This is a genomic window from Arcicella sp. GW822-FHT02H01 (assembly GCF_058802005.1).
The window spans coordinates 832,911-851,389 of the sequence record NZ_JBXANT010000001.1; the positions used below are offsets into that span (position 1 = coordinate 832,911).

The 18,479-nt window shown below is 33.8% G+C and carries 16 protein-coding genes and 2 tRNA genes; 5 read left to right on the forward strand and 13 right to left on the reverse strand.

The features are described 5' to 3' along the window. Positions 1 to 51: 51 nt before the first annotated feature. On the reverse strand, positions 52 to 786 hold the full coding sequence (locus AC1RNE_RS03580) for an electron transfer flavoprotein subunit beta/FixA family protein (RefSeq protein ID WP_309918950.1): 735 nt from the start codon (positions 784 to 786) through the stop codon (positions 52 to 54). A 166-nt stretch (positions 787 to 952) separates the two neighbouring features. Here AC1RNE_RS03580 and AC1RNE_RS03585 point away from each other — a divergent pair, with 166 nt between their 5' ends. Beyond that, positions 953 to 1,279 carry a tetratricopeptide repeat protein gene (locus AC1RNE_RS03585; RefSeq protein ID WP_492799666.1) on the forward strand — a complete coding sequence of 109 codons (327 nt, stop codon included), beginning with the start codon at positions 953 to 955 and terminating at the stop codon, positions 1,277 to 1,279. Positions 1,280 to 1,630: 351 nt separating this feature from the next. On the opposite strand, the gene AC1RNE_RS03590 is transcribed toward AC1RNE_RS03585, so the two are convergent. After that, positions 1,631 to 2,452, reverse strand: coding sequence for a purine-nucleoside phosphorylase (locus AC1RNE_RS03590; RefSeq protein ID WP_492799667.1), 822 nt, complete (start codon positions 2,450 to 2,452; stop codon positions 1,631 to 1,633). A 216-nt stretch (positions 2,453 to 2,668) separates the two neighbouring features. Continuing rightward, entirely contained in the window at positions 2,669 to 3,889 is a 1,221-nt protein-coding gene (locus tag AC1RNE_RS03595) for a BaiN/RdsA family NAD(P)/FAD-dependent oxidoreductase (RefSeq protein WP_492799668.1), read from the reverse strand. Positions 3,890 to 4,185: 296 nt separating this feature from the next. Between AC1RNE_RS03595 and AC1RNE_RS03600 the strand changes: the two genes are divergently transcribed. From AC1RNE_RS03600 to AC1RNE_RS03615, 4 genes are all read left to right on the forward strand, one after another. Next, complete coding sequence (locus AC1RNE_RS03600) at positions 4,186 to 5,166, forward strand: DNA/RNA non-specific endonuclease (RefSeq protein WP_492799669.1); 981 nt, start codon at positions 4,186 to 4,188, stop codon at positions 5,164 to 5,166. Between the two features lie 219 nt (positions 5,167 to 5,385). Then, positions 5,386 to 6,372 (forward strand): glycosyl transferase, encoded by a 987-nt coding sequence (locus tag AC1RNE_RS03605; protein WP_492799670.1) that lies wholly within the window; start codon positions 5,386 to 5,388, stop codon positions 6,370 to 6,372. 41 nt (positions 6,373 to 6,413) lie between these two features. Then, entirely contained in the window at positions 6,414 to 7,586 is a 1,173-nt protein-coding gene (locus AC1RNE_RS03610; protein ID WP_492799671.1) for a glycosyltransferase family 9 protein, read from the forward strand. 192 nt (positions 7,587 to 7,778) lie between these two features. Continuing rightward, positions 7,779 to 8,861, forward strand: coding sequence for a hypothetical protein (locus AC1RNE_RS03615; protein ID WP_492799672.1), 1,083 nt, complete (start codon positions 7,779 to 7,781; stop codon positions 8,859 to 8,861). Here the strand turns inward: AC1RNE_RS03615 and AC1RNE_RS03620 are convergent. The 10 genes from AC1RNE_RS03620 to AC1RNE_RS03665 form a co-directional block, all read right to left on the reverse strand. Beyond that, positions 8,858 to 10,021, reverse strand: coding sequence for a glycosyltransferase family 4 protein (locus tag AC1RNE_RS03620; RefSeq protein ID WP_492799673.1), 1,164 nt, complete (start codon positions 10,019 to 10,021; stop codon positions 8,858 to 8,860). The two genes, AC1RNE_RS03615 and AC1RNE_RS03620, sit on opposite strands and share 4 nt — an antisense overlap. Before the next feature lie 114 nt (positions 10,022 to 10,135). Beyond that, the gene (locus AC1RNE_RS03625; protein ID WP_492799674.1) at positions 10,136 to 10,687 is read right to left on the reverse strand and encodes a WcaF family extracellular polysaccharide biosynthesis acetyltransferase; all 552 of its coding nucleotides are present in this window, start codon (positions 10,685 to 10,687) and stop codon (positions 10,136 to 10,138) included. Further along, complete coding sequence (locus AC1RNE_RS03630) at positions 10,684 to 11,589, reverse strand: glycosyltransferase family 2 protein (protein ID WP_492799675.1); 906 nt, start codon at positions 11,587 to 11,589, stop codon at positions 10,684 to 10,686. The genes AC1RNE_RS03625 and AC1RNE_RS03630 overlap by 4 nt, the downstream gene beginning before the upstream one ends. Then, a complete protein-coding gene (locus tag AC1RNE_RS03635) occupies positions 11,589 to 12,737 on the reverse strand; it encodes a glycosyltransferase (protein ID WP_492799676.1) in 1,149 nt (382 codons plus the stop codon). The genes AC1RNE_RS03630 and AC1RNE_RS03635 overlap by 1 nt, the downstream gene beginning before the upstream one ends. Positions 12,738 to 12,745: 8 nt before the next feature. Beyond that, positions 12,746 to 13,792, reverse strand: a complete 1,047-nt coding sequence (locus AC1RNE_RS03640) for an acyltransferase family protein (protein ID WP_492799677.1) — start codon at positions 13,790 to 13,792, stop codon at positions 12,746 to 12,748. Then, positions 13,774 to 14,934, reverse strand: a complete 1,161-nt coding sequence (locus AC1RNE_RS03645) for a glycosyltransferase family 4 protein (protein ID WP_492799678.1) — start codon at positions 14,932 to 14,934, stop codon at positions 13,774 to 13,776. Before AC1RNE_RS03645 ends, AC1RNE_RS03640 begins: the two co-directional genes overlap by 19 nt. Positions 14,935 to 15,031: 97 nt before the next feature. Beyond that, positions 15,032 to 16,378 (reverse strand): hypothetical protein, encoded by a 1,347-nt coding sequence (locus AC1RNE_RS03650; protein ID WP_492799679.1) that lies wholly within the window; start codon positions 16,376 to 16,378, stop codon positions 15,032 to 15,034. A gap of 27 nt (positions 16,379 to 16,405) precedes the next feature. Then, positions 16,406 to 18,148, reverse strand: coding sequence for a hypothetical protein (locus AC1RNE_RS03655; protein ID WP_492799680.1), 1,743 nt, complete (start codon positions 18,146 to 18,148; stop codon positions 16,406 to 16,408). Positions 18,149 to 18,231: 83 nt separating this feature from the next. Beyond that, positions 18,232 to 18,305, reverse strand: a tRNA-Arg gene (locus AC1RNE_RS03660). Between the two features lie 95 nt (positions 18,306 to 18,400). Next, positions 18,401 to 18,474, reverse strand: a tRNA-Pro gene (locus AC1RNE_RS03665). Positions 18,475 to 18,479 lie beyond the last annotated feature (5 nt).

An 18,479-nucleotide genomic window follows, 5' to 3' on the forward strand; every position in this document is an offset into this window, starting at 1 on the left:
TTATTTCAGATTTTAATGATATGAAGATAAATTCACTAAGCATAACATTGCTTAAAGTACCTTTGCTTCAGTTTTTAATAGCGTGATAAGTTCTTCAGCATTTTCGGCTGGAATCATTTTGCAAGCTCCTTTGGGTGCAGGTAATTGATATTTATCTGTACTTGTTAAGCCTTCGCCTACTGGCTCTACTACTTTCAAAGGTTTTGTTCTTGCCGTCATAATACCTCTCATGTTCGGAATCTTCCATTCTGCAATAGGTTCTTGACAACCTAATACTAAGGGCAAGCTAGCTTCTAAATCTTCTTTTCCTCCTTCTATTTCACGGGTGATTTTTGCAGTAGTACCTTCAATATCCAGTTTCATCACAGGTGATAAAGAAGGAATTCCTAACATTTCTGCTACCAATCCATGCACTACACCACTATTGAAATCGATTGATTCACGTCCCATCAAAATTAAATCGTATTTTTCCTGAGCAGCAATACTAGCAATTTGGCTTGCTACAAAATAAGAATCTGTTGCCTCGCTGTTCACACGAATAGCATCATCAGCACCAATTGCCAAACATTTACGAATTACAGGCTCAGCATCAGCTTCACCCACATTTAGCACAGTTACAGTACCACCATGTTGTTCTTTTAATTCTACTGCACGCGAAAGTGCATAATCGTCATAGGGTCCAGTAATATAGGTTACGCCCGCTTTATTGAATTTTGTATCTCCGTCCGTGAACGAAATTTTCGCTGTGGTGTCGGGTACACTTGTTACACAAACTAAAATTTTCATTGTATATCGTTTATTTTGTTAATCTTTTGAGTTTTGTTTCAAGAATTACATGATAAATTTAACTTTTAAAGGTTTAATTTGTAGTATTCCTTATTTCAGCACAATAATAACGAAAAGTTTTAATAATAGTATGCAAGCATACTATTATTTATAAATATTTTATCAAATGTCATTTAACAGATTAGCTTTACTAAAACAGTTTCTGGAAGAAGAACCCGAAAACCCTTTTAATCACTATGCGTTGGCAACTGAATTGTTGAAATCAGATGCTACTGAAGCAGGTAATATTTATTTGTTTCTCTTGAAAAATCATCCAGACTATCTTCCTACTTATTATCATGCAGGGGCTTTGTTCTCGGAATTTGGAGAAACGGATTTAGCAGAAAAGATTTATACTGATGGTATCGCATTATCCCAGAAACTGGGAAATGAAAAAGCTTTGAAAGAATTGAAAGGGGCTTATCAGTTATTTTTAGATGAATTAGAGATGTAATAGAGGCTATCTGAAAATGAAAATATCGTCTTTTCTATTAGTTGGTGACTTAAGTCCTACTGATTACCCATAAGTTTGTAAATTGTTAATAATCAGATGATTATCTCTATCGAGGGACTTAAGTCCCTCGATAGAGATGAGGGCTTTAACGCCTGGTTTTAAAGACTATTTATGTACATTTAAGCTAATTTGATCAATAATAATATTTACATTTCAACTTTTTAAAAGATGTGGGTAATCAGTAGGACTTAAGTCACCAGCTAATAGAAAAGGTCGGAAATATTCCATTATTCATGGCATGACTTTTAAACTAAATCCGTGTTCTGTGTGCCACAGAACACGGATTTAGTTTTAGGATTCTTTGATTAACGCACTGATTATCTTCGTCATCATCGGTTCTGATTTACTAGCAGCAGCAATAATTTTCTCCAAACTTGCTTTTTGTAAGGTTTCAGGAATCCCCATATCGGTAATGATAGACATCCCAAAACATTTTATACCCATTTGATGTGCCACAATTATTTCAGGAACGGTAGACATCCCCACAGCATCAGCGCCTAACATTCTCAATAATTTATATTCTGCTCTGGTTTCTAATTGTGGACCAGAAGCCATCACATAAACTCCCTTTTGTACTGGTATATTCAATGATTGTGCAATAGCTTCAGCTTTGTTGATTAAAGATAAATCATACGGGTCGCACATATCGGGGAAACGGTCACCAAAGGTTGAAATGTGTTTGCCTGTCAGTGGGTTTTCAGGCATGAACAAACTGATATGGTCTTGGATAATCATCAAGTCGCCAACTTTGAAAGCGGGATTCATTCCTCCTGAAGCATTTGAAACGATTAGCTGGCGTACCCCTAATTGTTGCATTACTCGCACAGGGAAAGTCACTTCTTTCATAGAATAGCCCTCATAAAAATGAAAGCGTCCTTGCATACAAATGACATGCTTCGTGCCGATTTTACCAAAAATCAGTTTGCCTTGGTGAAACTCAACCGTTGATACAGGAAAATGTGGAATATCCGCATAGTTAATACTCTTTATGATGTCTATCTCGTTCACCAAAGCCCCTAAACCTGTGCCAAGAATAATACCAAAATCAGGATTAAAATCAGGTACTTGTTGCTGAATAAATTCAGTGGTTTTTACTATTTGTTGATAATACATATTGAAGCTGTTTAAACTTTCCCTTTCGGGTTAAACTAAGTCTTTTAGAATAGCTTGTTCCAAAATTTATTCAACGTAGCGATGCTATGCTTCCCAAATTTTGAAAAAATCAATTCAAAAATACAATACTTTCACCTAAGAAACGGAAAATTTAAACAGCTTCATTGGTATAAATTAACTGATGTTGAAATAACTGTTTATTCTTTTACGATTTACCTACATATTTTTGCCTGCTACATAGCCCGTCGTCCACGCAGCCTGAAAATTAAAGCCTCCTGTTACGGCATCAATATCCAAGACTTCTCCTGCAAAAAACAGGTTTTTGATGTACTTACTTTCCATCGTCTGCTGATTAATTTCGGCTAAACTTATTCCTCCACAAGTAACAAACTCTTCTTTGAAAGTAGTTTTCCCTTTCACCTTCTGAGGACAATTCAGCAAGTATTCAATTAATTTATTGGTTGATTTATTAGCAATATCTATCCAACGAAGGGTTTCATCAATATCGGAAAGCTCACAAAGTTTTTTCCAAAGCCGTGAGGGTATTGAGAACTGTGGGTTCGACTGAATAATTTTCTTAGGACTTATCTTTTTTTGCAATAAAAAGTTTTCTCTCATTTGGTTCTCTGAAAACTCAGGATTCCAATTAATAAGTGCCGTAAAATCATAATTTGCTTCGGCTAATTCTCTAGCCCCCCATGCCGAAAGTTTTAAAATGGCTGGTCCTGAAAAACCCCAATGGGTAATCAATAAAGCACCTTCTTGTTGCATCTTTTTTCCTGCAATTCTTACAGAAGCATGCTGAACACTTACACCTGACAGCTCGGTAAAAAGAGAATCTGGAACATTGAACGTAAATAAGGAAGGAACAGGTTCGATAATTTGATGACCTAAATCAGCTAGCCATTGGTAAGCAGTTTTTTGTGGATTTCCACCAGTAGTTATCAATAGCGCCTCGCAAGGCAATGTTTCGCCACTAAGCAATTCAACGCCTGTGACTGTTTTTTCATTGGTTAATATAGCTTTAACACCTGTAGAGGTCATTACTTTTACACCTACCTTTTTAGCTTTATCTTCTAAGCAACTAGCAATTGTTTCAGAACTATCAGTATCGGGAAACATCCTACCATCTGGTTCTGTCTTTAGTGTAACACCCTGTTTTTCAAACCATTCAACAGTATTTTTGGCATTAAACTGACTAAACAAATTTTTCAGAAAGTTCCCTCCTCTTGGATAAAACTTAGCGAGCTGTTTATTATCAAAACAAGCGTGTGTAACATTACAACGCCCACCACCAGAGATACGAACTTTATTTAAAACAGTCCTATTTTTTTCTAAAAGTGTTATTTTCGCATCAGGATTACTTTCAGCGGCCGAGATTGCACCGAAATAACCAGCGGCACCAGCCCCAATCACTATTATATTTTTTTTTGACATTGATTCTTATCGAAGCCACCTTTGTGTACTTCCTTGAAAAACAAAATTACTAAAAATGTAATGGTAAATTTCATTTGAGCGTTTTCAAAAATCTGAAGCTGTTTAAACTTTCCGTTTCTGAGGTGAAAGTATTGTATTTTTGAATTGATTTTTTCAAAATTTGCGAAGCATAGCATCGCTACGTTGAGTAAATTTTGGAACAAGCTATTCTAAAAGACTTAGTTTAACCCGAAAGGGAAAGTTTAAACAGCTTCTCTATTAATAATCTAAAACGGTGCTTAACCAGACCTAAAATCATGGGCAAAATCAAATTTCTTTTTTTCCTACTCCTACTTGGCATTGTTCTGTATTACCTAGGAAAGCCAGCACCCCTACAATCAATACAAAAAGATTTTGAGAAAATCACCACTCAGAAAAAGTCATCTGAAAAAGAAAAAACCAAACAGGAGGATAATGAGGAGGAAACAGACAAAGAGGCTGGCGGAATTACAGATAATTTATCTAAAAAAATAGAAGATAAAATTGAAAGCTCTGTATTAGAAACCATCAAAGACAAGCTTTTTGGCGATAATAAAAGTAAGCCACAAAATAGTGATGGCGGTAGTTTAGACGATTATATTCCTTCTTCAAAACTCAATCAAGAGATTGTTCGTCATACAGCCTTTATTTTAAATTATCGTGAAGAATATGAACAAGCTTCATGGGTTTTGCATCGTTTGATTAAAGACGCTGTGGCTGGCAACGCTACGCGTTCTAATGAGTTTATAGAAGACCCCCTCGTTGAAACAGGTTCGGCACATACGCGTGATTATTCACGTTCTGGCTACGACCGTGGACACTTATGTCCTGCGGCAGATTTTAAATATGATAAGGCATTGGAAGACGAAACTTTCTATATGTCGAACATGTCCCCACAAACCCCCGATTTTAATCGAGGAATTTGGAGTAATTTAGAAAGCAAAATTCGTCAGTGGGTTATTCATAGAAATGAATTGATTATCATCACGGGGCCTGTGTTGAAAAAAGGGCTTAAAACAATTGGTAGAACTAATTTAGTAGCTGTGCCTACACATTTTTATAAAATAGTTTATGACCCCGAAAACGAAAAAGCTATCGCCTTTGTCATTCCAAACGAAGGCTCTGAAAAATCTATTAAATCGTTTGCTGTAAGCATTGATTCCATTGAAGTATTAACTGGTATTGATTTTTTCGAGAAACTGCCCGATAGTTTAGAGCAAAGAATTGAAACAAAAAATAAGCCCGAAGATTGGTTTTAAGTTATTTTATTAACCATCTTAAAGATATTTTAAGTCTGTTTAATGATAAAGTCGTAACTTTATTTTCGAAAATATTATCTTTTTGAATAGCATTAAAATGCTATTTGTGATAAAATATTAGAAAAATTAAGTTTATTCCTCAAAAAACACACTTATCCTTGCATTTAAATTATCTCTAAACTTTATTACTATAGTAGTAGCTTAAATTTTGAAATAACTATGACGCTAGCCTTTACAATTTGTTCCATAAATTATCTTGCACAAGCCCAAACATTAGGGCAGTCTCTACAAAAAACTAACCCTGATATAGAATATGTAATTGGATTAGTGGATAGGCTTGATCAGGTAAGCTTAGATACTGAAAAAACTCCTCCTTTTCAGCTGCTAGAGATTAATAAAATTGGTATTGATTGTTTAGACGCTATGTGCGAAAATTATGACATTACTGAACTTAATACTGCCGTTAAGCCTTTTTACTTTGACTACTTTTTCAAACATAGAAAAGATATCAATAATGTTATTTACTTTGACCCTGATATTATAGTTTATCAAAAATTAAGTAAATTAACAGAAAGCTTACAAACAAAAAGCATTGTAGTTACTCCACACATCACATCGCCGATTCTCGATGATTATGATACTAAAGAAATTGCACATCTAAACACGGGTATTTATAATTTAGGCTTTATTGGTGTTGCTAGAAGCAAGGAAAGTTTGGAGATGATTGACTGGTGGAAAGAGCGCCTTAAAAATGATTGTAGAATAGATTTGTGCAATGGCTTGTTTGTAGACCAACTCTGGATAAATTTCGTTCCTATTTATTATAAAAATGCTGTATTGATTGAAAAACACCCTGGCTATAATGTTGCTTATTGGAATCTTCACGAGAGGCAAATTACTAAAAATGGAGACTATTTCTTTAGTAACAACGAGCCTTTAATCTTTTTCCATTATAGTGGTTATCAATTAAGTAAACCCGATAGCGTTTCAAAATATCAGGATCGTTCAACTTTTGAAAAAAGACCAGACATCGTTCCTCTTTTTAAAGACTATGCCAATAAATTAAAAGAAAACTTTAATGATTATTATATCAAGATTCCTTGCTTTTATATTAAACCGCCAAAAGTAAAACGCTATAAAAGAGTAAGAAAAGCATTACAATTGCCCTTTAGGAAAGTAGTAGAATTAATCAATTCGGACAAATAAGTACTATTCGGTAGTAATCTAACCCCTGTTCATAAAACATTATGCTAAAAAGAGAGTATTGTGGAAATAGACCAACTAAGCTAAGACTAAGAGTATTAGACTTATTTGTTGATTTCTTTGTTTTTATTTTCCGAAAAAGTAAACATAATAAGTATATTGTACCCAACAAAATTTTACTTTTTAATTTTGGTCACCTAGGCGATATGCTGATGATGAGTTATATGATAAATGCGCTGAAAAATAAGCATCCACATATTGAAATTCACATAGTAGCAGGAAGTTGGTGTAAAAATTTAATTGTAGATAACCCTCTATACGACAAAGTATTTTTTATTAATCATTATCGAACTAACAGAAGCCCTATTTCGATTTTTGCAAAATTCAAATTATATGTAAATGATATTAAGACATTTTTAGCTGAACATAAACATTTATATTATTCTCATTCTTTCGACTTTAGGTATTCTGGTTATAATGCTAATTTACTGTTACCATTTTTAAATGCTGAACAGAAAATAGGCTTTGGTACACGAGGAATGGGTAGTTTACTAGATATAGAGTATTATATGCTTCCTACACCCTTCCATTCGATTGATCAACAGATTCAGAGTTTAAGGAGTTTAGGCATTGCACAAACGGGTAAAAATATTGAACCCATTTTATTAATGCCTGCTGACGAGAAAAATACACTCGACATCCAAAAAGATTATTTTATCATTTTTCCAGAAGCTGGTACTAAAAACAGGATGTTCTCGAATACATTTTGGATAACAATCAGCGATTATATCTTAGAAAAAAGACCAGATGTTCAAATTATGATATGTGGTCTTACAGAGTATTCTAGCAAGCTAATGCTTGAACTCGAAAAAAAACATCCTGGAAAAATTATTGATGCAGTGGGTAAATTATCCATTTTACAAATGATTCCTGTACTGAAAGAATCAATCGGCGCCCTTACACTAGATTCTTTCCCTGCTCATATTGCCTCTACCTTGACAGCTACACTATGCTTGTTTAAAGAGGGTACGGGCTTAGAGTATTTCCCCATCAATGCTAAACCTACTTATATCATTCATGACCATAAGTATTCAAAAGGCGTTAAATCTTTTAGAGAGCAAATGACGATTCATTATATTACCTCTTTGAACGAGCGAACCTTACAGAAATTAGTACCCAAAGCGATGGATGAACTATTTAAATTTAAAAAATCTTAACATAACGAAATTAATTTAGTTATATAATAGTCTTAGCTTAAACTAGCTTGTAAAAAACCTTTATTGGCATTATTTTTGCCTTAAATTTTCTAACAAACAATATAGTTTATCAACGTACTATTTTCAGCTTTGAACACCATCATAAAAGATATTTTGAGTTTTTTAAGTTTTTATTGAATGGATACCAAAATCATGACAAATCCTTCTGAATTAAATGAATCGGATAAAACTTATCGGGCTTTGGAGAACTCTATTTTAAAAATACAGAGATCCATTAATAAATTAGCCAAAAAGTCGAATCCAAGCCACGAACTTCAAGCTTTCTGGGAACTCGGAGACCTTTCTCTCATTAACTGGATAAGTGATACAAATTGTTATATCAGTCGCAGAGGTCAAAAATTACAATATTTGGCCAAACCTTCTAAATTAGAAATCATCACTTTTCACTTAGAGGAAGGGGATAAAATATTAATCTGCGGAGAATCGCTGATGAATAAAATATCTGAAGATGAGATTGATGAAATTCTTCATAATAGCATAGGCCCTAAAGATGCTTGTTTAAATTTATTAAAAATCGCTAATATCGATACTCCTTACAGCGTATATAATGTACACAATGTAATAGTGTTGGAAGTAATCGATCAGAAAAAGATAGTTACTCCCGTGATTTCTAATGACAACAATCCGTTCATTACTAAATCAAATGATAAATACTTATTTATCCCTATTGTTGTAGCAATAGTGGGTCTGTTGGCTTATTCTTATGGCAAGAAAAACACTTTTGATGTTTCAACGCTTTTTAATCGTCAAGAAACTAAAGTAGTTGTTGAAGATACTGTTGATGTAACGCCAAAAGATTCATTACCACCTATCCAAAATAATCAGATAGTAGTGGATGACTTTGAAAATAGCAAGCCTACAGAAACATCAAAAGATTCTCCTAATAGTTTTGAAGAATCAAAGCCTAACCAAAGTACGAACAAATTAGAAACATCAAAGTCTGATTTATCTACCTTTGATGAGCCTAAAAGTACTGGCCCTAGTGAAGCTACTACTAAGCCAAAGACAAAGCCTTTCAGTTATTCAAAAGAACAACAGAACTATACTGCTTTATTGGAACAAAAAGACAAATGGACAGCTATTAGAAAAGACTTACAGGACAAATATAATAATGGGGATTTGTCAGTAAGTGATCAATTGGACAATAGTAAAAAAGTACTAGACAGAATTGGACAAAAGATAAAAGAAAGTTCGAAAAAACTAAATCGAGATTAAGCTTTTAATGCTTCTTCTGTCTCTGGTTTTTCAGTTTCCATTTCCGATTTAGTTACTTTATTGAGTTTTAATAAACGTTTTTGGTTATTTGTTTTTAGTAAATGTGCTACGGTCATATAAACGACAAACAATAAGCATAATAAGTAAAGCGAAGTAGTATTTTCGGCTTTCTTGCTAATAAAAACAAATAGTAACGTAGAAATAATTGTAAAACACCAAAGTACTAGCGACGCTTGAAAATGGCTTAAGCCACTATCAATCAAAAGATGATGAAGGTGGTTCCTATCCGCTACAAAAGGAGATTTCTTGTTTTTCAATCGAATAATGAATACCCTTAACGTATCAAAAATAGGCACTACCAATACGATAATTGCTAATATGGGTGCTGCAAAAGTACTGTTAGGGTCGAAGCGATATTGAACATTTAACTGAATAAATCTTACAGCGAAAAGAGCTAAAATAAAGCCTACAATCAATGAGCCAGTATCGCCCATAAAGATTTTGGATGTCTTTGAAAAATTAAACCTTAAGAACCCTAGCAATGCCCCAGCCATTGAGGCTGCCAAACAAGCCAACGCATAGTGTTCGTTTAAATAAAACCAAATTCCAAACAATCCGCCTGCAATCATCCCTATTCCTCCCATTAGTCCATCAATACCATCTATTAGGTTTACAGCATTAATCAACGCGATAAAGACAAAGACAGTAAGGGGTAAACTGAAGATATAAGGTACAGAGTAAATACCAAAAATACCAAAAAGGTTTTCTATTCTTAAATCTCCAAGCACTACTACTAATAGCGAAGCACCAATCTGCACATACATTTTTTTCTTTGGAGCCAAAATCAGGATATCATCTTTTACGCCTAAAAAGAACAAAATAACGATAGAAGAAATAGAAAGATGTATCAACTGACCTTCGTCGGGATTTTCCCATAGAAAGTAACTAATTAACATCGAAGCAAATACAGCCACACCTCCTAAGGTAGGAGTAGCTTGTTCATGGGAACTCCTTTCAATCGGACTTGCCATTAAGTTTTTAAGTGTCGAAATATTAATAATAACAGGAATGGCTGTAATTGATGTAGCACAAGCAACCACTGTTGAAACAATGACATGAAAAAGGTTACTATTGTAAAATGTCCAAAAAGAATTATTCATTGCTATTATACATTCAAAATTATTCAAGCCTATTAAGCATTATACTAATAGAATTTACGTTGGAGGGTTTAATGGTAGTCAAATTACAATTAAATTACAAAAGCACCAAACGGTTTAATCTTTGATGTGTCTTTGTCTTATTTCTTTAGCAGGATTTCCCTGATATATCATATAAGGTTGCATATCTTTAGTAGCAACAGAGTTTACAGATAAAACTGAATGCGATTTTGCTACTACCCCCGGACATACGACAGATTTTGCCCCTATCCAAACGCCATCTTCTAAATGTATTTCAGCTACTTTTAAATCAAAGGTACTCTTTGTATAATCATGATTTCCCGTTAGCAACATGGAGCCTTGCGACAAACAAACATGATTCCCCAAACTTATTTTTGTTAGATTATCAATCCAAACCATTTCTCCAATCCAAACAAAATCACCAATTTCTAAAAACCATGGATATTTTATTGATACCTGAGGTTTTATCATTACACCTTTGCCAATTTTTGCTCCAAACAATTTTAAGACAGAAATCTTTAACGATACTGGAAAAGGGATGTTAGAATTAATGAATATCGAACCTACTATATGCCAGAGCGTTCTTAGAAAAAAATTGCCAGGTTTGTACCAAGAATTATCGTACTTAGATAAGTCGGTTGTTTTCATTTTGTTAAATCTTTATTAAACTCATCTTTAAAGAATTTTTCAATCGCTTTTTTATCTTTTCCGACACGATGATATACTTCGTACACTTTAGCATCCACTAAAAATCTATACCAGAATCCTTGTAAAAAATGCCAAATAAACCCTTGTTTGCCATCTAAAAAACCAAATCTAAAAATATAACGATAGATAAAGTAAATGATAGGACGAATAAATAGGGGAATAGAAGCGTACTTCACTTTCAAGAACCTTGTTCTTTGTTCCTGAGAACCGAAAAAATTAGGCTCAACCGATTCGAAGTTGCGGAAATTATATTTGATATTGAGCAAGTCTATTACTTCTCTGATGGCATATAAATTATGTTTTTGGGTCCACCATGTAAGGTTATTCAAATTATGATCAACAATATCATTTTCCATTTGAATAGTTTTCCCACTAGTCAGCGTAATGTGTTCATCCATCCAACTTTCTTCACAAGCCCCTTGTCCGCTTCGCCAGATTCTCAATAACCAGATAGGGTAATATGCACCATGACGAATCCATTTATCAAAAAATATCACCCTCCTTTTAATATACATCCCTCCTATCTCTGGAACTGTCTCTGATAATTTCTGGTTAATTTCCGCTGCCAAAGCTGGCAATACATATTCGTCAGCATCCATCCTCATCAACCATGTGGTATTGAATGGATTATGCTGAATCCCATAGTTAAACTGAATAGCATAATTTACCCACGGACGCTGTACTACTTTCGCACCTAGTGATTCAGCAATCTCAACAGTTTTATCAGTTGAGCCTGAGTCTACAATGAATATTTTATCAGTAAAAGCCAACAAAGATTCTACACACCTTTTGATGTGTTTTTCTTCATTAAAAGTTAGGATGATGACGGAAATATCTTGCATTAATTTTTGTTAGCAATTTTCTTAAACTCTTCAAATAAATTTTTAGCGACCAATGCTATATCATATTTCTCTTTGACCAACGCTTTTCCATTATTGGCCAGATACTCGCGATACTTTTCATCATCAAGCATTTTATTCAGTCCCTCTACAATACTTTGGATATTTAGCTCAACTAAATGAGCAGCGTTTGTTTCCCGAATACTCTCTCCAAAGCCTACTCTATCAGATAATAACGAAGGAATGCCAGAGACTAAGGCTTCGAGGGTCGCAATCGAAAATCCTTCGGAATGCGATGGTAACGTGAAAATATCAGCATCTGCAAAAGCAGCTAATTTATCGTCGCCCACTAGCATTCCTACTAGTTTTATATTTTCTTGCAAAGATTCCGTTTCAATAAATTTTTGTGTTTCAGCCAAATAGCCGTCGTCTGGACCAGCTAATACCAATATACAATCGTTTCTGGTAGCCAAAACTTCTTTGAAAGCTGGCAAAAGCAAATCTAACCCTTTTTTAATATTTATTCTGCTTAAAAACAATATCAGTTTTTTATCATTTTGAAGCTGATACTTTTTTCTGAAAACTCCTTTCTGTGGTAATTCACTGAAATTACTCAAATTCATCCCATTTGGCACAATCTTCACGTTTGGGTGAATATGCCCTAAAAAGTTTTTTAAATCTTCTTGTTCATCCAGGTTATTAATCTGAATCAGTTCGGTTTTATCCAATACTCTTTTTTGAAAAAGTACCCCAAAAAGCTTTTTCTTCCAATAGCCATTTGCCAATGCCCAGCGGTCTAACAAACCATGAATCGTGATACATTTTGCGGTAGAAACGCCTGCTAAATAAGGCGCTAGTCCTGCAAAATGCCAAAGTCCATGAATATGGATAACATCGTATTCATTACCATGTTTTTTTATCCAAAAAAATAATTCCGGAGAAAACTCTGCCCAAAACCTAGCCAGCCAATGTCTTTTACAAACTACTATTTTAGCACCCTCGGGTAGTTCATATAATTTTTGTCCTTCGGTAAATGGCGTCAAAATTGTTACTTCCGCTCCTAGTTTTATTTGTTCTACGGCGTGGTCATAAATAATTTTGGGGGGGCCACCAATATCCCAAGAATATGCACAGATATTTAAAATCTTCACAGGTTTTATCATTTTGATAAATTCATCAAGTATTTAGAAAGTGGCTTTTCTATCATTTTATGTATCACAATACTCACTATGATAATCATGATACCTATTAAATAGTTATAATAAACAGTTTGGTTGACAGATAAAGTACTTCCAATGATTGATGGAATTTTATTCAACAAAAGTAACATCGGAAAATGTATCAGATACAAAACATAGGATGCATCACCCAATAAAATAGTAAATTTAGGGATTATGATAGCCTTATTAGCTTCTAAATTTAACAAAGCAATCAGAATTAGCCCTGAAGGAAATCCAAAGACCAACACGCGTTTCCAGTAGTCGAAATCACTAATTTCGAAACCAAAGCTCACGATAATGATAAGAGCAAAAATTAAAATCAATATCGAGATTATATTTTTCAGTTTGATTTTTTCATAATATCCACAAATCAAGAATCCAAAGAAAAACTCAAGGTTATAACTACTAAAAACAAAATTGAAATATCTGCTATCGAAGTTATTGCCAACTATCATATTCACGACAGAACCCACCAATATAGCCACGGGAATAAACCATAGCTTTTTAGAAAGTATCAATAACGAAAAGCATAAGTAAAAGAAAAGCTCGAAGCTGAGTGTCCAAGTAACAGGATTAATAGCAAAGTGAAAAGGGACGAGGAAATAGGTTTGAAAATAGGCTGAAAATGTATGAGGATAAGCAGTACTAAACACATCTTTATTCAAAACATTACTGATGAGCCATCCTAACAAGAATAGCCCTGTCATGACAAACCAGTAAATCGGGAATACTCTTAAAAATCTCTTTTTTAAGTATTCAATAAAGTACGCTGGTTGGCCTAAGTATTGTTTGCTGGTAAAATGAATAATAAAACCACTTATTACAAAGAATAAATCGACACCCGCAAAGCCAAAACCAAAAAAATCTCCTAAAAAACTAACAGGAAAATTCTTTTTTATGTAGCCTCCAATATGATAAAAAACTACCACAAAAGCCGCAAAACCTCTTAAAAATTGTATTGAATTAATTACTTTTTTGGATGACATAATCTTTTATATCCATGAAACATTTCTTGGGCAACATTACTGGGTGAATACGTCTGGATAATATCTTGAGAGGCATCTCCCATTTTTAATAAATCCAGTTCGGTATTCATAAACTTTATCAATGTTTCAGATATTTCGTTTACACTATTTGGATTAAAGGTAAATCCATTGACAGATTCATTTACTAATTCACTAGCACAACCACATTTATTTGAAACCGCTACGGGTAAACCACAAGCCATGGCTTCGTTGACTACTAATCCCCAAGGTTCTGAATAACTTGGCAATACTAATACATCACTCAGGGCTAGATAAGCGGGTACTTGTTGCCAATTTACCCCTTCAAAAAAGAAAACCTGATGAATGGTTTCTTCTTGAACATATTGTTGTAAAGCCGCTTTCAAATCTCCATCTCCTAGTATTATTAAGCCCCAATCTTGTCTCGCAGTAGTTCCCTGAACCATCTTAAAGGCATCTAAGAGCTTGAATAAGTTTTTAAATTCAATCAGTCGCCCAACAAAAATAAAGTTATGCTTTGGTAAATTTAATATAGCTTTTTGTTTATCGCTATCTTTATAATTTTCTAGGTAAATTTTTCGGAGTAATTGATTATCCACACAGTTCCTGTTCACAAGCATTTGTGCTGGTTTAGCACCCAAAGCTAACATATACTCTTTCGATAATTGCCCAAAATTAAAGAACCCATCAAATTGTTTGATGATGAACGATTTAAACGATTCTTTTAAAAAACTACGATGATGATCTCCTCCTGTAGATTCATTGGAAAGTACCGTTTTGATACCTTTTAACTTACAATACAATAAGATAAACCACGATGCTATATCATAATAACCTGTTAGGTTGACAATATCTGGCTTAAAAGTCCTGACTGTCTTTAAAATACCTAATATTCTTTGTTTTAAGCCCAATTCTTCAAGCACGCCATCATGAAGCAATTCATAATTATATTCATGCTTAAATAGGCTGGTATCATCAAACTTTAACCTGCTTTTTTCAATTTTAGCTAACTGCAAAACTAATAATTCAAAATCATTTTCTTGATTTGAAATTAATTGCAATTCATTAAAAATAATCGCTTTATAGTGAGCCCAAAGTTGATTATGAACAATTAAAACCTTCATTTTTTAAGAAGCAAATTAGCCTTAGGAATCTCTCCCACGATGCTATAAGCCTTGTTTGCTGGCGATTATTAATAGAAATTAACGGTATTTATGGGTATCACTTAACGGCTGGTTCTAAAGGAGCAAGCTCATTTTCTTTCACGTCGTCTACAGGCTCTTCTTTGATGTATTTTATTCCCAAGAAGCGAATGGCGACAATGAATATAAACCAATAAGAAGTTCCGTAGGGTTCCCCCCCTGTAAAAATCCCGACGAAGTAGGTCATATAGAAATAAGCTACAAAACAAGCAAATGGATTTACTTTCCATTTTAGTGTATAAACAGCCTCTTTAAAAATCATATAGTTCATCAAACAAAATGATACTACACCAGCAATTCCTAAATCTACAAAGGTTTCAATAACAGGTACATCTACATAAAAGAATCTAAATCCTCCACCCAGAATAAAGGCATAGGGAATCTCTGAAAAGAGAAAAATAATTAAATCGATATTATTAACCCTACCCATTGCTGACATATCGAGGTTTTTTTCATCCTCAAGTCCGAAAGCTGTTAGTAATGCTCTTGAAAAAGTCTCTAAGAACGTATTATAGTATAAATCAATAATATCTATAATCTGTTGTTGCGTACTGATAAAATAAAGCAAGCCAGCAATAAACAGAGCGATATAAATTAGATTAAGGGGTTTGAATAAGGCCTTAAAAAATACTTTAACGGTATCTTTTCCAACATTAAAGTACACAAACAACGCTACTGAAAATAAGAAAGCAAGTAAAATAGATCTTGCTTGTGCTAGAATCAATACTACTAATGACAGAATGAGGTTAAAGAAAGCAAATAGCTTCCAAAGAATATTTCTTGACTTTAAGAAGAAATACGAAGCAAACACGCCTGCAAATGCATTTCTTGCATACACGTGGGGGTTTCCGCTGGCTGTACTTGTTCCATCTCCAAAGACTACCGTTGCTCTTTGTCCAATAATAAACAAAGGGTTGGTAGCCATTGAATAGATTAAACAAACACTTCCGAAAAAAGTAAATACAAGCGCTATAGGCAGAAAATAATTGGCGACTTCATTGGATACGCCGACTATCAAGAAATAGAAAGCGAAAATAAAAATGAAGTTCCCTATATCTCGGGTAAAGGCAGCACGGTCGTTATCATATCCATAAAAAGGATTATAGAATAAACAAGCTAGCAATGAGATGATTAAAAAAAACATCGCTACCCTCGTAATAGGAATATTAGGTTTATAAAATTTCCTAAAGAGGTCGCCTGGGGAAATCAATAATAGTAAGCCTATAAATAAGCTCCCGATGGTAAAAGTAGAACTACCACCAAAGCCTAAGTATTCTTTAAAAAAGAAAATCAATGGGTTTCCCATAAATACTATGAACAAACCTAAAGATTGACGACTATATTTAAAATTGAAGTACTCTTTCATATTTACAAAAATAATAAATCTAAGCTGTTACTCAGCTAGTACTTTCTTAAAACCTTTATTTTCATACACCCAATATTTTACGCCTCCGTCTTTTTCAAATGCTTTAATGGGTTGGTATTGATTCAACTTTTTGGTGGTAATGATATAATGATACTGGTTTTGTCCAAATTGCTGATATGCTTTTTCACGAAGCATACAGTGGCTCATCATACTGCTTGTATCGAAAAAATAGTATGTATTAAAACGCTTTGAAGTATCATACTGAATGTTTTTTAACAATACTTGATATTCTACATCCATCAATTTTTCATCTTCGCTCGCAAAAGCCTGTGCTATAACTGGCATGGCTTGTATTCTTTGTAAAGAATCAGTGATAGATACTTTCAACAGTTTACTCAGTTTATCAATTTTATAGGCTTCGCTAATATTCGCTTTTTTCTCTCTTTCTAAACAGGCTAAATTTTTTGGAATAAATCCATCAAAATCTAATTCTAACGCAATTGTGTCGTTGTTATCTAAAGATTTTACCCAACTGATGGCATCAGCCAGATTTTCCTCTTCTGCATTCATCTTTTTGTTATTGTAATATACGCCATAGCTTGAATTTATCACTAATAACAGACAGAAGATAAGCACTAATTTGTTTTTGATAGCTTCTTTTTGGGTGTGAATAATCCCTATAAAACCAAAGCCTATTAAAATTACAGACATCATGGTGGCAGGGAAAAGATGAGAATAATATAGTTGTGCTGATTTTAAAGAGGTAAATAAAAACAACAATAAATTACCCACGTATAAAAGAATAATTATTTTAGAAGGATAAACCTTTAATAAAAACCATGTTCCGATAATGGCACAGATAGTAAAAATTACATTTACAGGACTTGCCAAAAAGTCCATAATAAATGAATAATTAAAATACGTCTGCATCGGACTTTGGTGCATTTTGATAAAAATCACCCCAAAAAATGACTTCAATATTACGAAGGTATCAGTAATGATAAAGGGTATTAAAGTAAATACAGCAAATAATATTACTAAAAAATAGTTACGATAGGTTCTAAAAGAGATTTTTTGTGCACGTAAATGAACAATTAAACTTCCGATGATAAACGGAGTCATGAATAAAAAAATCAATCGCTGAGCAACTGTAGCAACAAAAAGTATAAATATGGTCGTAGCAATTTGAGGCGTAATTTTTTCTGTAAATAAAATCCTGAGTACTAAGTAAATAAACAAGCTCCCTGAAATAGCCTCTGGTCGAATCACAGCCATTGAAACCCAGATTGTTTCTATGCAGATGCATAGAAATACTAGTATGATTTTGGTTTCTTTGGTTAATAAAAAATGTGATGACCTAATAATGAAACGGATAATCATAAAAAAGATGATACCCACTATTACTATTTGTGCACCACGCTCCCAAAGGATAAATTCTTCGCGATGATTCAAATAATAGTACGCATTATCATCAAATACTTTTAAAATATCTGTAAGCTGATGTATTTCTGAAAAATGGGTAATAATATGTATGATACATTGAAAAATAAATAGGAAGTAGGCAATAAAGATACTTGGGATGCCTGCCCATTCTAACGTTCGGGGAGTGCAGCCGTACCAAAGAAAAACACCTGACTCACTAATGAAATTTTCGTCGGTAGTATAAGTGACTAATGGCGGAGGAGAAATGATTCCGTAATAAATACTTAATATTGAAAATAACAGCAAAATTACTGTAGCGACAATCAGTAGGTTTTTATAAAGAATCATAGGACGAGTTTGTGTTATCGAAAGTATTTCGTAAACAAAAAAACCGCTTAGAAAGCGAATCTAAGCGGTTTTTTATAATTAAGTGATTCCATCAGGATTCGAACCTGAGACCTACTGCTTAGAAGGCAGTTGCTCTATCCAGCTGAGCTATGGAACCGAAAAAAAATGTGTTAATCTGAGATTATTTAAAGTTGAAAATCAAGGAAATGTAATTTTCAAATTTTCAAATCTTCAAACTAACACATTTAAAAGTCGGGGTGGCAGGATTCGAACCTACGACCTCTTGGTCCCAAACCAAGCGCGATACCGGGCTACGCTACACCCCGAAAAT

Bases quoted from the DNA above. Each gene is read 5' to 3' on its own strand.
- AC1RNE_RS03580 (WP_309918950.1), bottom strand. From the start codon at position 786: ATGAAAATTTTAGTTTGTGTAACAAGTGTACCCGACACCACAGCGAAA.
- AC1RNE_RS03585 (WP_492799666.1), top strand. From the start codon at position 953: ATGTCATTTAACAGATTAGCTTTACTAAAACAGTTTCTGGAAGAAGAA.
- AC1RNE_RS03590 (WP_492799667.1), bottom strand. From the start codon at position 2,452: ATGTATTATCAACAAATAGTAAAAACCACTGAATTTATTCAGCAACAA.
- AC1RNE_RS03595 (WP_492799668.1), bottom strand. From the start codon at position 3,889: ATGTCAAAAAAAAATATAATAGTGATTGGGGCTGGTGCCGCTGGTTAT.
- AC1RNE_RS03600 (WP_492799669.1), top strand. From the start codon at position 4,186: ATGGGCAAAATCAAATTTCTTTTTTTCCTACTCCTACTTGGCATTGTT.
- AC1RNE_RS03605 (WP_492799670.1), top strand. From the start codon at position 5,386: ATGACGCTAGCCTTTACAATTTGTTCCATAAATTATCTTGCACAAGCC.
- AC1RNE_RS03610 (WP_492799671.1), top strand. From the start codon at position 6,414: ATGCTAAAAAGAGAGTATTGTGGAAATAGACCAACTAAGCTAAGACTA.
- AC1RNE_RS03615 (WP_492799672.1), top strand. From the start codon at position 7,779: ATGACAAATCCTTCTGAATTAAATGAATCGGATAAAACTTATCGGGCT.
- AC1RNE_RS03620 (WP_492799673.1), bottom strand. From the start codon at position 10,021: ATGAATAATTCTTTTTGGACATTTTACAATAGTAACCTTTTTCATGTC.
- AC1RNE_RS03625 (WP_492799674.1), bottom strand. From the start codon at position 10,687: ATGAAAACAACCGACTTATCTAAGTACGATAATTCTTGGTACAAACCT.
- AC1RNE_RS03630 (WP_492799675.1), bottom strand. From the start codon at position 11,589: ATGCAAGATATTTCCGTCATCATCCTAACTTTTAATGAAGAAAAACAC.
- AC1RNE_RS03640 (WP_492799677.1), bottom strand. From the start codon at position 13,792: ATGTCATCCAAAAAAGTAATTAATTCAATACAATTTTTAAGAGGTTTT.
- AC1RNE_RS03645 (WP_492799678.1), bottom strand. From the start codon at position 14,934: ATGAAGGTTTTAATTGTTCATAATCAACTTTGGGCTCACTATAAAGCG.
- AC1RNE_RS03650 (WP_492799679.1), bottom strand. From the start codon at position 16,378: ATGAAAGAGTACTTCAATTTTAAATATAGTCGTCAATCTTTAGGTTTG.
- AC1RNE_RS03655 (WP_492799680.1), bottom strand. From the start codon at position 18,148: ATGATTCTTTATAAAAACCTACTGATTGTCGCTACAGTAATTTTGCTG.